Here is a 15,371-nt window from a genome sequence, read left to right on the forward strand (position 1 = left end):
CATCATGCGTGTTCAAGACACCCCGGCCGGCATCATGCAGCAGGCGTCCGCCAGCCTGGCGGACCCGGTCGAGCAAGAGAGTATCGAAGCGCTGGACTTGCCGATCCTGCCGATCCCGCCGCTGCTGGTGACAGCGAGCGGCCTGTACTTGTGGAATACCGCGGTGCCGCTGCCGGCCATTGCCGGCAAGCTGGCGCTGGACGACAGCGGCCCGACCGATCAGCTGGACATCGTGTTCCCGCTGACTTCTGAAAGACTGTGCCTCGACATTGATGGGCGCTATCCGCAAATGACGGCCAGCGGCACCATCACGCGCCTGTTGAGCCAGCAGACGCATTGGATCGCCAAACTGAAACCCGGCCCCAATCCCCACCAGTACCTGGGGTCGATCTGGTACAAGGATGGCAATGCGGCTGCCTTCCCCTACACCAACGTCGAAATCCTGGTCACGACCAGCATCTTCCCCGGCCTGCGCAAAGCCGTGGCCATCTTTACCGGGGGCGGCGCGGCCAAGCGCGTACGCGGCTTCCAGTACGAGTCGCCATACTTCCACCCGGTCCAGTTCGAGTTTGACTGCACCGCCGATGCCAAGCCGGTGTTTGCCATCCAGACCCACGCCCACCCCAACCGGCCGGCCAGCCTGCCGAATGAAACGCTGACCCTGCAAAAGGTCTACCAGCGCGCCGGCTTCGACGTCAGCACCTCGCCCGCGCCCAGCATTGTGCCGCTGGCCGGTGCCGGTGCCAACGGGTTATGGAGCGACCAGGAAATGCACGACGCCATGCAAGTCTACTGGTCCAAGTTCGCCAACAAGTCGCAGTGGGCCTTGTGGACCTTCTTCGCCGCCCAGCACGAACAGGGCAGCAGCCTGGGCGGCATCATGTTCGACGATATCGGCCCTAATCACAGGCAGGGCACGGCCATCTTCACCAATTCCTTTATTGCGGTGCCGCCGGCCGGCGACCTCAACCCGGCGGCCTGGATCAACCGCATGGTGTTCTGGACCGCTACCCATGAAATGGGCCATGCCTTCAACCTGGCGCACTCCTGGCAAAAAGCACTGGGCGTGCCCTGGATTCCCGGCCTGGCGAATGAGCCGGAAGCGCGCAGCTTCATGAACTATCCGTATAGCGTGTCCGGTGGCCAGACTGCCTTCTTCAGCAACTTCCAGTTCCGCTTCAGCGACGCGGAATTGCTGTTCCTGCGCCATGCGCCCGCGCGCCTGGTCCAGATGGGCAATGCAGCGTGGTTCGACCACCATGGTTTCGAGCAGGCGCGCGTGCTGCCTGAGCCGAGCTTCAAGCTGGAGGCGCGCGTCAACCGTGCCGAGGCCCGCTTCGAATTCCTGGAACCGATCACACTGGATTTGAAGCTCACCAACACCAGCACCCAACCGCAGCTCATCGAGGACAAAATCCTGGAAGAGCTCGAGCACATGACCGTGATCATCAAGAAGGATGGCAAGGAAGCGCGCAGCTTCCATCCTTTCGCCAACCGCTGCTGGGAAGAGAAAAAGCGCGTGCTGCAGGCGGGCCAGGCGACGTACCAGTCGCTGTTCATTTCGGCAGGCCGCAATGGTTGGGACATTTCCGAACCGGGCCGCTACATGGTCCAGCTCTGCCTGCACCTGGAGGCGGAGGACATCGTCTCGCCACCGCTGCAATTGCGGATTTCGCCGCCACGCAGCTATGAAGAAGAGTATCTGGCACAGGACTTGTTCTCCGACGAGGTGGGACGCATCCTCAGCTTCGACGGCAGCCGCGTGCTGGATTCCGGCCTGGATACCTTGAACACCCTGGTTGAGCGGCTGCCCGAGTCGCGCTCGGCGCTGCATGCAAAAGTGGCGCTGGCATCGCCGCTGGTACGGGAAGGCAAATCGCTCGACATGTCCAGGCTGCCCGACGGCCAACTGCTGTCGGCGCGCGATGCCCAGGCCACCTTGCTGGTGCAGCGCGCCGACTTTGGCACTGGCGCGCGTTTGTTCAAGGAAGCGCTGCTGGCCAGGCCGCAATTAGCTGCGGAAACGCTGTCACACTTCGACTATCACTATTACGTCGATCGTTTCAGCGATGCGCTGGAAGACCAGGGACGCCAGGACGAAGCTGCCGACGCCCAATCGACCTTGCTGCAAACCTTGCAGCAACGGAAGGTGATTCAGCCGGTGCTGGAAAGCATCCGGCTGCGCGAGCGCGAACTGCGCGGAGGGAATTAAACAATCGGTGCGCCGCAGCGCCAAGGCCGGTGACGGCCCTGGCGCTGCGGCGCCGTTTTTTTTGCCTAGCATATTAATAGTGTTGCAATATTGCTTCGGCATACATGTTTTTGCTTGAGCAACAAAGTTGCTTCCGCTAACGTTGAACGTCAATCGTAACCGCCCTGAAGACATCGATGATCAAGCATTTGAAGACCCTGGGCATGTATGCCCTGATCCTGGCAGCCGGCCTTGCGGTCGGCGTGGCGGTGGCAAAAGTGCCCGCCCTGTTCAAGAAGGATTTTGTGCAGGGCGATTACTCCGCCTACCTTGCGCAGCATAAGGCACGGGTGGTGTTGTATGGCACCGAGACTTGTCCTTACTGCGCCAAGGCGCGTGCTTACTTCAAGGAGCAAGGCATCGCGTATGCCGACCTGGATGTCGGCAAGCCGGGCCAGGCGCGCGAAGAATTCAAGAAGCTGGGCGGCAGCGGCGTTCCGCTGTTGCTGATCGGCGAGCGTCGTATCGAAGGCTTCAACGCCGGTGTTATCACTGCGGCGTTGAAGGCCAACGGCGGCCCGCGTTAGGGCAGTCGGGCCACGCGCAAGGTTGGCGCTTCTTTGTCGCGTGCATCGAGTGTGAATGCGTAGCGGCCCGGGGCCTCCACCTTGAGCCGCAGGCGCTTGCCTTGTTTTGCCAGTGGCACGGCCACCCCATCCGCGACTTGCTGTTCCGGTGCCGGAGCGCCAAGGCTGATTGCCGTCAAGCCGCGCGTGCCGACCTTGAATGAGTGGGCACCCTTGCCCAGTTCCAGTTCCGCAGCGTAGACGCCATCCTCAACCTTGCGCAGCGGATTGCGCGACGCCCAATCGGACATCGAACCGACCACGAACAGCGTTTGCAGCCAGGGATTGGCTTTCTCTTCCAGCGTCAGTTCCGGCGCGTAGTGCAACTCGATGCGCGCCTCGTTCGACCAATCGCTTTCGCCAACCGGCGAGCGGAAGCTGAAGTCGCTGGTCTCCAGCCTTTCGCGGCGCTCGCCATCCACAATGTCCGCACTTTCCAGCGGGTGTTGGCTGCGGAAAGAGAACCTGACTTTTTTCTTGTCGAAGCTCATGTCGCACCAGTTGCTCGTCATCGTTACCGTGTTGACGAATAACTTCATCATCAAGCCCATTTCCTTCTTGGCGATGGCGATCATCACCTGGCATTCCAGGCGCAAGTCGCCCAGGCGGCGGACATTTTCCGGCAAACCGGGAGTGCGGATGTCGGGATAACCTTTCAGCACGCCCTTCTTGCGGTTCAGGATCAGGTCGGCATCGTCGTCGATTGCCGCTTGAACGCGCGGCACGGCGAATGTGCCGTCTTGCGCGATCGGGAGCGGGATCGGATCGCCGTTGCCGAGGATGCGCAGGTAGAGGGGATCGCCTGCCAGTTGCTCCTGTCCTTCGTGCGCCACCAGCCGGAAGCGCAATTCCGGCACTGACGGCGCCAGCGCATGATGCTGCTCGAAGGCATCCAGTCCCGCCACGACCGCGCGGTAGGATTTCATGTCCGGGTTTTTCACGTCCTGAACCTCGACGCTTGGCGTCGTGTCCTGGGCTGTTGCACCACCGGCCGCAAGGGCCACAACGATGGCAAAGACGTATTGTTGAATTTTTCGCATCTGCGCAGTCTAGCAAACTTCTTGTACCCATGCCGGGCGTCGACTAGATTGGTATAAATAGTTTATTCCATTATGGGGGCGTGGCATGCGCTTTCGTTTGCTTGCATTGTTGGTAGCCGCCACACAAGTCTGTGCGCAAGTTCCGGATTCGGGCCGCTGGCAAGAACTGCGCTTTCCGGCCGAAGAAGTGGAGCAGCGCGCAGGGGACCAATATATCGAGCAGACGGTGTCGCTCGCTGCAGCGGGGCGGCTTGACCGCGACAAGGCCCTCCTGTTCCGTGCCCGGCGCATCGCTGAAGGACTGGTCCGCGCCGCAGTAGCGCTCAAGCCCGACGCCAAGGGATGGTCGTGGGAAGTGCATGTCACCGACGATCCTGCCGTCGAAGCTGAAAGCCAGGCGGGCGGCAAGCTGTTGCTCGGCAGCTTGTTTGCCGGGCGTCTGCGGCTGGACGATGGTGAACTGGCGATCCTGCTGGCGCATGAAATTGCGCACATCGTGGCCGAACATGAGCGCGAGACATTGTCGGAAGCTTTGCTCGACAGTCGGCGCGACTTGCCGCTTGACGTGGTGGCGGAGCGGCTCGCTTCCGACGTTCCCCTGCAATTTCGCCTGTCCAGACTCTCCGCGATCCAGGAACGGGAGGCCGACCAACTTGGCATGCTGATCGCCTATCGCGCAGGCTGGCCTTGTTCGGCCATGTTGACCTTCTATCGCAAACTTGCCGCGGACTCCAGCGCCACCACCATACTCGCCAGCCATCCCAGCGGTACCACACGTCTCAGCCTCGCCAAAGGCATGTCGCGCTTACTTGACGATTAGCGTTGCGGCGCGTGCCATTTCCGCGTAGCCGGCGTCGCTGGGGTGCAGGTGGTCGCCTGAGTCGAATTCGGGCCGCAGGCGGGATGGGCGAGCCGGGTCGCGCAGCAGTTGGTCGAAATCGATGGTGGCATCGAACTCGCCGCTACGGCGGATCCAGTCGTTCACTGCGCGGCGCACACTGTCCTTGGCCGGCGAAAAATGGCCGGCGTAGGGTGTGCCTTGCAGGGCGCCTTCAAATGGCAGCAGGGTGCCGCCGATGATCCGGACCTGGCGTGTACGCGCTGTGGCAATCAGCTTGCGGTAGCCGGCGATCATGGCGTCGGCGGTGGCCGGCGCTTCCTGCGGGGCGAAGGCGCTGCCGGGCCAGCCGATGTCGTTGATGCCCAGCAGGACGATCACCGTATCCACCCCGGGCTGCGCCAGCACGTCCTGCTCGAAACGCGCTGCCGCTTTCTCGCCCATGCCGTCCGACAGCAGGCGCGCGCCGGAAATGCCCGCATTGACCACGGCGACGCCGTCGGCGTGCCCGGCCAACTGGTCGGGCCAGCGCAGGTTGCGGTCGGGCGTGGATCCGTTGCCGTCGGTGATCGAATCGCCCAAAGCCACCACAGTGCGTTGCGCCGCGCCGGAGACTTGCACGGCACTCAGGAAGGCGCGGCCTGTCAGCGCTTGAGCGTTCGACAGCGCGGTGGCGGCGACCTGCTTGCCTGGCGCTGCAAATGCTGTCTGCTGCGTGCCCCAATGGAAGGTGGTTACCGGCGCACGCTGCGGCAGCCAGGTCGACACCGAGAGGCGCTGGCGGGCGGCCACCGGCAGGGCCGCGGCGTCACTGGTGGCCGATTGTCCCGGCGCGATCGTCACGCCGCGCTTGCCGTCAAAGGTCAGCCGCACCCCTGCGCCTTCCTGCAGCGACGAGGCGGCGCGCGACGACTCGTCGCGGGTCGGTGCCAGTCGAACTTCGCCGATCACGAGCGGCGCGCTGCCATAGCGGTTGGAGTAGGTGATGCGGACCTGCTCGCCGCCGATACTGGTGCGGACGACTTCGCGCACGGTCTGGGCCTCCAGTGCAGGCGGCATCATGGTGGGCAGGCCGAATTCGGCGCCCCAGGCGGGCATCGGTGCGGCATACCAGGTGGTGTGCCACTCGGTTGCGTGGACGGCGGTTGCGGCCAGCAGGGCTGCCAGGGAAAAAGTCAGGCGTTTCATGAGGGTTCTCCAGGTAAGTGCGGTGGAAACATTCTCATTTATTCTGAATGCGACTGGTAGTTGGCTAAATCGACTATAGTTAAGTCCAAAATGGAATGACTATGGACACCTTACGCTCCCTCCAATGCTTTGTGCGCGCCGTCGAACTGGGCAGCCTGTCGGCCGTCGCCCGTGAACAGCACACCACCCAATCCAATATCAGCAAGATCGTCGCAGCGCTGGAGGACGAACTGGGTGTGCGCCTGCTCGAGCGCAACACCGCCAGCCTGGCGCCCACCATGCCGGGCCGCCGCTTTTACGAACGCGCCGGCGGCATGCTCGAAGAATATGCCGACGCGGTGGCCGAGGTGCGCGGCGAAACGGCCGCTGCCAGTGGCCTGCTGCGCATCAACGCGCCGGTAGCATTGGGGCAGTTCTGCCTCAACGCCTACGTGCAGGATTTCCTGCGGCTCTATCCCGGCGTCGAAGTGGAGCTGATCCTGAACGACCGCATGGTGGACATGGTGGAGGAGGGCGTCGACATCGCGGTGCGCCTCGGCAGCGACTTGCCGCCGAACGTGGTTGCGCGCCGCGTGGGTGCCTCGCCACGCTTGCTGGTCGCCGCCCCGGCCTATTTGAAGGCGCAAGGCACGCCGCAAACGCCCGCGCAACTGGCCGGGCACGAATACATCCGCTTCGCCTGGCTGAGCACAGGCGACAAACTTGAACTATCGGATGGAGAACAAAGCGTGACGGTGGCTACGCATGGCCGCTATCGCGTCAACAACGCGCTGGTCATCCGCGACACGCTGGCCGCGGGCGCGGGCATCGGTTTGTGCCCCGAGTGGCTGGTGCACGACCTGCTGGCCCAGCGCAAGCTGCGCCGGGTGCTGCGCGACTGGCAGGGGACGGCGCAGGAACTGAACCTGCTGTACCCCAGCCGCCGCTACCTGCCGCACCGGGTGCGGCTCATGCTCGATTACCTGCAGCAGCGCTTTGCCGCGCAGGCAGGGTTTTAGCCGCGCTTGCGGTCGTGGTGCCACAGCACGTCGCTGCCGCCGGCAAAGCGGTTCAGCACACGTGCCAGCACGAACATCAGGTCCGACAGGCGGTTCACGTATTGGCGCGGGAAGTCGTTGATGGTTTCCACCTTGCCCAACGTGACGATGGCGCGCTCGGCGCGGCGGCACACGGTGCGGCAAACGTGCGACACGGCGGCGGCGCGTGAACCGGCCGGCAGGATGAACTCCGTCAGCGCCGGCAGCGTGGCGTTGTACTTCGCCAGCAGCGCATCGAGGCGCTCGACGTGTTCTTCCTTGATCATCTGGTAGCCCGGGATGCACAGTTCTCCGCCCAGGTCGAACAGGTCGTGCTGGATCGAGACCAGTTCATCGCGCATTTCGTCGGGCAGCGGCTCGGCCAGCAGCACTCCCAGGTTGGAGTTCAGCTCATCCACTTCGCCGATGGCCTGGATGCGCACATTGTCCTTGTCCACGCGCGAGCCGTCGCCCAGGCCGGTGGTGCCCTTGTCGCCGGTGCGGGTGGCGATTTTCGAGAGTCGATTACCCATTGCAGCCTCACTTTGTCGATAACGGTGGCAGGATACGACAAATTACCAATGGTTGGGAGGGGATTTCCGCGTCGTTGCAGGATTTGAACTTACAATGGATTAATGAATAACAGCATAGCCTTCGTTGCCGCCCTGCGCGCGGCCCTGCCGCCATCCAGCGTGCTGTCGGAACAGGAGGATACCCGTCCCTACGAATGCGACGGCCTGTCGGCCTACCGCCAGCTTCCCATGGCGGTTGCCTTGCCGGCTGACGAAGCGCAGGTGTTGGCGGTGCTGAAGATCTGCCGCGAATTCAAGGTGCCGATCGTGCCGCGCGGCGCGGGCACCGGCCTGTCCGGCGGCGCCATGCCGATTGCCGAGGGACTGGTGCTGTCGACCGCGCGCATGAACCGGATCGAGCGCGTGGATGCCTATTCGCGCACGGCGGTGGTGCAGCCGGGCGTGCGCAACCTTGCTATTTCGGAAGCGGCGGAACCTTACGGCCTGTATTACGCCCCGGATCCCTCGTCGCAGATCGCCTGCACCATCGGCGGCAATGTGGCGGAAAATTCGGGCGGAGTGCATTGCCTGAAATACGGGCTGACGGTACACAACGTGCTGCGCGTGCGCGTGGCTACCATCGAGGGCGACGTGCTGGAGCTGGGCGGGGAGGGTCTCGACGCGCCGGGCCTGGACCTGCTGGCCGCCTTCGTCGGCTCCGAGGGGATGCTGGGCATCGTCACCGAGGTCACCGTCAAGCTGGTGCCCAAGCCCGCCAGCGCGCGCGTGATCATGGCGTCCTTCGATGACGTTGTGGCGAGCTGCAGCGCGGTGGCCGACGTGATCGCGGCCGGTATCATCCCGGCCGGTTTGGAGATGATGGACCGCACTTCCTCGCGCATGGTGGAGCCCTTCGTGCGTGCCGGCTACGATACCGAAGCAGCAGCCATCCTGCTGTGCGAAGCCGACGGCACGGTGGACGAGGTTGAAGAGGAAATCGCCCGCATGACGGCCGTGCTGCAAGCGGCCGGCGCCAGCGCGGTACTGGTCTCGAGCAGCGAGGCGGAACGCCTGAAGTTCTGGTCCGGCCGCAAGAACGCCTTTCCTGCAGCGGGGCGCATCTCGCCCGACTACTACTGCATGGACGGCACCATCCCGCGCAAGCAACTGGCCCGGGTGCTGCTGGGCATTGAACAGATGGAAGCAAAATATGGCCTGCGATGCGCCAACGTGTTCCATGCGGGCGACGGCAACCTGCACCCGCTGATCCTGTTCGATGCCAACCGGCCCGACGAACTGCAGCGCGCCGAGGCTTTCGGCGCCGATATCCTGGCGCTGTGCGTGGAAGTGGGCGGCACCATCACCGGCGAGCATGGCGTGGGCATCGAGAAGATCGATTCGATGTGCGCGCAGTTCAGCGATGCCGAACTGGCGGCCTTCTTTGCGGTGAAACGGGCTTTCGATCCCTGGTCGCTGCTGAATCCGGACAAGGCCATTCCCACGCTGAACCGCTGCGCGGAATTCGGCAAGATGCACGTGCGTGCGGGGCGTTTGCCGCATGCCGGCTTGCCGAGGTTCTGACATGGATGCGATCCTCGAACAATTCCGCGCCCGCATACAAGCGGCCAGCGCCGATGGCACCCGGCTGTTGCTGCGTGGCGGCGGCAGCAAGGATTGGTATGGCCAGAACGTGGTGGGCGAGGTCTTCGATACGCGCGCTTACGCGGGAGTGGTTGACTATGAACCGACCGAACTGGTGATCACGGCGCGCTGCGGCACGCCGCTGGCGCAGATCGAAGCCCTGCTGGCGAAGCATGGGCAGATGCTGGCGTTCGAGCCGCCGCGCTTTGGGCCCGGTTCGACCATTGGCGGCGTGGTGGCCAGCGGCTTGTCCGGTCCACGCCGTGCCAGCGCCGGGGCGCTGCGCGACTTCGTGCTTGGCGCGCAGCTGATGGATGGCCGCGGCGAATTGCTGTCCTTCGGCGGCCAGGTGATGAAGAACGTGGCCGGCTATGATGTTTCGCGCCTGCTGGCCGGTTCGCTGGGCACGCTGGGGTTGATTACCCAAGTGTCGCTGAAGGTGCTGCCGGTGCCGTTCTGCGAGGCGAGCATCCGCTTCGAGGTGGACGAAATCGGGGCGCTGCGCATGATGAACGAGTGGGCGGGGCGGCCTTTGCCGGTGTCGGGAACTTGCTGGCATGCCGGCGTGCTGACCGTGCGACTGTCCGGCGCGCAGGCGGCGGTCAGGGCGGCGCAGGCCGGCATGGGTGGCGAAGCATTGGCTGGCGGCGACGCGTTCTGGAACGCCTTGCGCGACCAGCGCGGCGAGTTCTTCTCCAGTGCGGAGGCGGGAGCGGCGGAGCTGTGGCGCCTCTCGGTACCGGGTGCCGCCAGCGCGCTGGTCATGCGCGGCGAGCAGTTGATCGAGTGGGGCGGCGCGCAGCGCTGGCTGCGCGTCGATCGCGGCGTGGCCGATGATATCCGGCGCGTCGCGGCTGCTGCGGGTGGCCACGCTACCCGCTACCGGGTGGAGAGCGAGGATTTGGGGGCGGGCGTGGGCGCCTTCCATCCCTTGGCGCCGGCCATTGCGCGCATTCACGAGCGCTTGAAGGCCGCTTTCGACCCGGCCGGCATTTTCAACCGCGGCCGCATGTACTGATATGCAAACGAACCTGGCAGATTTCATCAAAGGCACGCCGGACGGCGACGAGGCGGAAGCGATCCTGCGCGCCTGCGTGCATTGCGGCTTCTGCACCGCCACTTGCCCGACCTACCAGCTGCTGGGCGATGAGCTGGATGGACCGCGCGGCCGCATCTACCTGATCAAGCAGGTGCTGGAGGGGGCGCCCGTCACGGCCAGCACCCAGCTTCACCTGGATCGCTGCCTGACTTGCCGCAGCTGCGAAAGCACCTGCCCGTCGGGCGTGCAATACGGCCGCCTGGCCGACATCGGCCGCAAGGTGGTCGAGCAACGCGTACCGCGCAGGCTGCCGGACCGGATCCGGCGTTACGTGCTGAAGGAAGCCTTGCCGCGCCGCTGGCTGTTCGAGCCTGCCCTGCGCGCGGGACAGTTGCTCAAGCCCTTGCTCAGCAAGCCGTTGCAGGACAAGCTGCCGGCGCGCAGCCCGGCGACGGTATGGCCGGCCTCCGGGCATGCCCGCAAGATGCTGGTGCTGGAAGGCTGCGTGCAGCCTGGCCTGGCGCCCAATATCAACGCCGCTACCGCGCGTGTGCTGGACACCCTGGGCGTCCAGCTGGTCGCCGCGCCCGGCGCCGGTTGCTGCGGCGCGCTGCGCTTCCACCTGAACGACCAGGACGCGGCGCTGGGCGATATGCGGCGCAATATCGATGCCTGGTGGCCCTATGTGGAGCAGGCGCAGGTGGAGGCGATTGTGATGACCGCTTCCGGCTGCGGCGTCACGGTCAAGGAATATGGCCACTGGCTGGCGCACGAAAGCGCCTATGCCGCCAAGGCGGCGCGCATTTCGGGGCTGACGCGCGACCTGAGCGAAATCCTGCCGGCGTTCGAGGCCGAACTGGTGCAACGCACGGGCGCGCGCCAGGCAGTAAGCACACCGGTCGCGTGGCACCCGCCCTGCACGCTGCAACACGGCCAGCAGATTCGCGGCAAGGTGGAAGCCCTGCTGCGCGCGATCGGCGTGGAAGTAACGATGTGCCGTGACGCCCACCTGTGCTGCGGCTCGGCGGGCACTTACTCGCTGCTGCAACCGGAACTGTCGCAGCAACTGCGCGACCGCAAGCTTGCCAACCTGGCGGACACCGGTGCGCAGCGGATTGTCTCGGCCAATATCGGCTGTATCGGCCACCTGCAGTCCGGCACGCAAACGCCGGTCGAACACTGGATCGAACTGGTCGACCGCGCCTTGCACGGTTAGCGTCAGCGCTCGGCCCACTTGTCCATGATGCGCGTCACTTCGGGCAACTGGTCAAGGAACAGGTCCACCAGGCGCGGCTCGAAATGCCGGCCGCGCTGGTCGCGCATCCAGGCGCACGCCTCTTCCAGCGCCCACGCCGCCTTGTAGGGCCGCACGGACGTCAGCGCATCGAATACGTCGGCTACCGCCACGATGCGGCCCGCCAGGGGAATGTCTTCGCCGGCCAGGCGGTTGGGATAACCGCTGCCGTCCCACTTTTCATGGTGGGACAGCGCCACGTCGTGCGCCATGGCCAGCATGCCGCCTTCGTGCTGGCCGATGATGTGGGCCCCGATGCCGGGGTGGGTCTGCATGATCAGGTATTCCTCCGGCGTCAGGCGGCCCGGCTTTTGCAGGATCTTGTCGGGGATGCCGATCTTGCCGATATCGTGCATCGGCGCCGCCATGAACAAGTCGTCCGCTTCCTGCTCGTCGAATCCGGCGGCGGTGCCGAGCAGACGCGCGTAATGGCTCATGCGGATCACGTGCAGGCCGGTTTCGTTGTCCTTGTATTCCGCCGCCAGGCCAAGCCGCTGCACGATGGCCAGCCGGCTGGCGCGCAGCTCCTCCATGCGCACCATGGACAGGTGCAGCTTGACGCGGGCTTTCACCACGGCCGGGCTGACCGGCTTGCTGATGAAGTCCACCGCGCCGGCCTCGAAGCCATCCACTTCATCGGTCGAATCGGTCAGCGCGGTGACGAAAATCACGGGAATGCCATTGGTGGCGGGATTGGCTTTCAGTACCCGGCACACGTCGTAGCCCGTCATCTCCGGCATCATCACGTCAAGCAGGATCAGGTCGGGTTTTTCGTTGACCGCCAGTTCGATGGCCCGCGCGCCATCCTTGGCGAACAGCAGCCGGTACTGGTCCTGCAGGATCTGGCGCAGCAGTTGCAGGTTGGTCGATTCGTCGTCGACGGCAAGCACGCTGGCTTGTCGGGTCATGGGGTTTTCCTTTGCATGTCCAGGCATTCGTCGAGCAGCGCCTGCAGCGCATCGCGCGCGGCCGCGACATCGAAATCGTCCAGTGCGCGCTGCAAAGCCTGCAGCTGTTGTTCGGCGGCGCAGCCGCGCAGCACGTCCGACAGCGCTGCCAGTTCCTGCTGGTCGAAGCTGCCGCGCTCCAGCGAATGCAGCATGGTATTGCCCAGCGCCCGTACGCGCGCGAGGTCGAGCGGCGCGGCCGGGGCGCTGGTGCGGCGCGCCGCGTCTTCGTCGGCGGTATCGGCGGCAGCGGCGGCTTCGGCATGCACATCGTCCAGCGTCCACACGGCTGCCAATGCTTGCGTCAAGCGCTGCGCAGCCTGTTCCAGCAAATCCGGCAATGCAGCGCGGCTGTCCTGTGCCTGCAAGCCGCTTTCCAGACGCCACAAGGCATCCGCCAATTGTTCCATGCCAAGGTTGGCGGCGGCGCCACGCAGCCGGTGGGCCAGCGCGGCACAGGCTGCGTGGTGGCCGGCTGCCAAGGCGGACCTCAGCTCCTGCTCTGCGCTTTCATAATCCTGTGCGAAGCGGCGCAATGCGCGCTGGTAGGCTTGGTGCTGGCCGGCCCAGCGCGCCAGACCCTTGTCCGCATTCAGCACCATGCCGCGCACCGGAACGGCGGCCGGCGCCAGTTGCGGGGAACCGGCAGGCATGCCCAGGACGCGCGCCAGTTCCTGCGTCAGTACGGCCACGTCGACCGGCTTGGTGGTGAAGCCATCCATGCCTGCCGCGCGCGTGGCGTCGCGGTCGCGTTCCAGTACGCTGGCTGTCATGGCGATCACCGGGGTGCGTGGGCGGCCGCTGGCCGCTTCGTCGGCGCGGATGCGGCGCGTGGCTTCCAGACCGTCCATGCCCGGCATCTGCACGTCCATCAGGATGGCGTCGAACTGCGCCTCCGAGGCCAGTTGCGCCGCCATGGCGCCGTCGCTGGCGCCGGTCACGGTATGGCCCAGCTTTGCCAGCAGCAGCATCAGCACTTCCAGGTTCTGCGGCACGTCGTCGGCTGCCAGCAGGTGCAGCGGCGGCAGCAGGATCGGCGCGACCGCGCTGCGCACCGCCTCGTCGCGCGCGGCCAGCAGCGGCAGCATCACGTGGAAGGTGCTGCCCTTGCCGGGCGTACTGTCGGCCCACAGGCGCCCGTCCATCAGCTCCACCAGTTGCTTGCAGATGGTGGTGCCCAGGCCGGTGCCGCCGAAGCGGCGGTTCATCGACGCGTCGGCCTGCACGAAGGGCTCGAAGATGGCGCCCATGCGGTCGGGCGCGATGCCAATGCCGGTATCGCTGATGGCGAAATGCACCATGCGCCGTTCGCCGTCGCGTGCGGCGCTGGCGGTCAGCGCCACGCTGCCCTGGCTGGTGAACTTGATGGCGTTGTCCAGCAGGTTGGTCAGCACCTGCCGCACGCGCAGTTCGTCGCCGTGGATCCAGTTCGGCAGGGCAGGGTCGTAGTGCAGCGCCATCGACAAGCCCTTGGCCTTGGCCGCATTGCCCATGGTCGATGACAACTCGTCGCTCATGGCCAGCAGGCTGAAATCGTGCAGCTCGAGTTCCACCGCGCCCTTGTCCAGCTTGGCCGTGTCGAGGATGGCGTTCAACAGGCGCAGCAGCGAACGGCCGGCATTGCGCACGGTGTCGAGGTGGCGCCGCTGCACGGCGGTCAGTTCGCCGTGCAGCAGCACGTCGGTAAAGCCGAGGATGGAATTCATCGGCGTGCGGATCTCGTGGCTCATATTGGCCAGGAAGGCGGCGCGCGCCGCGGCGGCGCCCTCGGCGCGCTCCTTGGCGAAGCGCAAATCCTGCTCCATCAGGCGGCGGTTGCTGATGTCGAGCACCACGCCGTCCAGCAGCTCGACTTCGCCGCTCGGGCCCAGCACCACATTGCCGTTGCCCCAGAACCAGTGGATGCTGCCGTCGCGATGGACGATGCGGTATTCCAGCGTGAAGGCGCGGCGCTGTTCGACGGCGCGGCGGGCTCCCTGCACGACCGCAGGGAAGTCGTCCGGGTGCACCAGTTCCCCGAACAGGCGCTTGGGCGGATCGCCGAGAAAGTCGGAAGGGGGATAGCCGGTCATGCTTTCAATGGCATCGCTGACGAACACCAGCGGCCAGCCCGGCGCATTCCGGCAGCGGAAGGTAATGCCGGGGATATTGGCCACCAGCGAGCGCAATTGCTCTTCGCTGGCGCGCAGCGCCTGTTCCAGGTCGCTCACGTGATGGAACAGGGCGCGGTAGCGCAGCATGCCGTTGGCGAACACCACCAGCGCCGTCAGCAGCGCCGTGGTCAGGGTCACTGCCAGCGCCAGGAAGCCGGCATTGGCAATGCCGCTGGCCGGATCGAGCGGCACGCGGCCGACGAAGCGCGCCGCCGCCATGCCGGTGTAGTGCATGCCCGCAATGGCGCAACCCATGATCAGCCCCGCCAGGGCGGTGGTGCCGCTTTCGCCCAGCTGCCGCCGTACACCCTGCAGGCCCTGCAAGCCGAAGCGCACCCACAGCGCCAGGGTGGCCAGTGCGACGGCCACCACGATGGACAGGCCGAACATCCAGGGGTCATAACGCAATTGCAATGCCGAGCGCATGGCGGCCATGCCGGTGTAGTGCATGGCGCCGATGCCGGCGCCGACCAGCGCGCCGCCCACCAGCAGGCTGCGCAAGCCGATGCGGTGGCGGCTCAGCAGCGACAGGGCGACGGTGGAGGCGGCGACGCTGGGCAGCATCGACAGCAGGGTGGTGGCGGGATCGTAGGAAACCGGCGTGCACAGGTTAAAGGCCAGCATGCCGATGAAGTGCATGGCCCATACGCCGCTGCCAAGGGCCATGCTGCCGGTCATCAGTGCGGCCAGGCGCAGCATGCGCTTGCTGCTGCGTGCTGCCTGGCCGGCCATCTGCAAGCCCATGGCGGAGGAAAAACCCGCCACCAGCACCGACAGGATGACCAGCGAGGGGGTGTAAATCCCGTAGGTGAGTAGCGCCGGGTCGGCAGGCGGTGAGAACAGCTGGATCAAGTAGTGCTTGATCTCGCCCATGACGGCGCCCCTT

Annotated in this window: 12 protein-coding genes; 7 read left to right on the forward strand and 5 right to left on the reverse strand. The window is 65.4% G+C overall.

Annotated elements, in window-relative coordinates; all coding sequences use genetic code 11:
* Positions 1–4 precede the first annotated feature (4 nt).
* Both BM269_RS27080 and BM269_RS27085 read left to right on the forward strand, forming a co-directional pair.
* Positions 5–2,212: a zinc metalloprotease gene (locus BM269_RS27080; RefSeq protein WP_090445041.1), complete on the forward strand. Its 2,208-nt coding sequence runs from the start codon at positions 5–7 to the stop codon at positions 2,210–2,212.
* Between the two features lie 176 nt (positions 2,213–2,388).
* The gene (locus BM269_RS27085; protein WP_229204818.1) at positions 2,389–2,778 is read left to right on the forward strand and encodes a glutaredoxin family protein; all 390 of its coding nucleotides are present in this window, start codon (positions 2,389–2,391) and stop codon (positions 2,776–2,778) included.
* On the opposite strand, the gene BM269_RS27090 is transcribed toward BM269_RS27085, so the two are convergent.
* Positions 2,775–3,857, reverse strand: a complete 1,083-nt coding sequence (locus tag BM269_RS27090) for an early set domain-containing protein (protein ID WP_139232887.1) — start codon at positions 3,855–3,857, stop codon at positions 2,775–2,777. The genes BM269_RS27085 and BM269_RS27090 overlap by 4 nt on opposite strands.
* Positions 3,858–3,942: 85 nt before the next feature.
* Between BM269_RS27090 and BM269_RS27095 the strand changes: the two genes are divergently transcribed.
* On the forward strand, positions 3,943–4,677 hold the full coding sequence (locus tag BM269_RS27095; RefSeq protein WP_090445048.1) for a M48 family metalloprotease: 735 nt from the start codon (positions 3,943–3,945) through the stop codon (positions 4,675–4,677).
* Here BM269_RS27095 and BM269_RS27100 read toward each other — a convergent pair.
* Positions 4,663–5,883: an SGNH/GDSL hydrolase family protein gene (locus BM269_RS27100; RefSeq protein WP_090445050.1), complete on the reverse strand. Its 1,221-nt coding sequence runs from the start codon at positions 5,881–5,883 to the stop codon at positions 4,663–4,665. The genes BM269_RS27095 and BM269_RS27100 overlap by 15 nt on opposite strands.
* 101 nt (positions 5,884–5,984) lie before the next feature.
* Here BM269_RS27100 and BM269_RS27105 point away from each other — a divergent pair, with 101 nt between their 5' ends.
* Complete coding sequence (locus tag BM269_RS27105; protein ID WP_090445053.1) at positions 5,985–6,881, forward strand: LysR family transcriptional regulator; 897 nt, start codon at positions 5,985–5,987, stop codon at positions 6,879–6,881.
* Here BM269_RS27105 and BM269_RS27110 read toward each other — a convergent pair.
* Positions 6,878–7,432: a cob(I)yrinic acid a,c-diamide adenosyltransferase gene (locus BM269_RS27110; protein WP_090445056.1), complete on the reverse strand. Its 555-nt coding sequence runs from the start codon at positions 7,430–7,432 to the stop codon at positions 6,878–6,880. The two genes, BM269_RS27105 and BM269_RS27110, sit on opposite strands and share 4 nt — an antisense overlap.
* 102 nt (positions 7,433–7,534) lie before the next feature.
* Between BM269_RS27110 and BM269_RS27115 the strand changes: the two genes are divergently transcribed.
* From BM269_RS27115 to glcF, 3 genes are read left to right on the forward strand one after another with little or no spacing between them, the layout of a single operon-like run.
* A complete protein-coding gene (locus BM269_RS27115; RefSeq protein WP_090445059.1) occupies positions 7,535–8,992 on the forward strand; it encodes an FAD-linked oxidase C-terminal domain-containing protein in 1,458 nt (485 codons plus the stop codon).
* A gap of 1 nt (position 8,993) precedes the next feature.
* The gene (gene glcE, locus BM269_RS27120; protein WP_090445062.1) at positions 8,994–10,070 is read left to right on the forward strand and encodes a glycolate oxidase subunit GlcE; all 1,077 of its coding nucleotides are present in this window, start codon (positions 8,994–8,996) and stop codon (positions 10,068–10,070) included.
* A gap of 1 nt (position 10,071) precedes the next feature.
* Positions 10,072–11,307 carry a glycolate oxidase subunit GlcF gene (gene glcF, locus BM269_RS27125; protein WP_090445065.1) on the forward strand — a complete coding sequence of 412 codons (1,236 nt, stop codon included), beginning with the start codon at positions 10,072–10,074 and terminating at the stop codon, positions 11,305–11,307.
* A 2-nt stretch (positions 11,308–11,309) separates the two neighbouring features.
* Here the strand turns inward: glcF and BM269_RS27130 are convergent, their stop codons facing one another.
* Together BM269_RS27130 and BM269_RS27135 are read right to left on the reverse strand one after the other, a co-directional pair.
* Positions 11,310–12,293, reverse strand: a complete 984-nt coding sequence (locus BM269_RS27130; protein WP_229204819.1) for a response regulator — start codon at positions 12,291–12,293, stop codon at positions 11,310–11,312.
* Positions 12,290–15,358, reverse strand: coding sequence for an MHYT domain-containing protein (locus tag BM269_RS27135; protein ID WP_090445071.1), 3,069 nt, complete (start codon positions 15,356–15,358; stop codon positions 12,290–12,292). The genes BM269_RS27130 and BM269_RS27135 overlap by 4 nt, the downstream gene beginning before the upstream one ends.
* Positions 15,359–15,371 lie beyond the last annotated feature (13 nt).

This window comes from Duganella sp. CF458 (genome assembly GCF_900113115.1).
Lineage (GTDB): Bacteria > Pseudomonadota > Gammaproteobacteria > Burkholderiales > Burkholderiaceae_D > Rugamonas.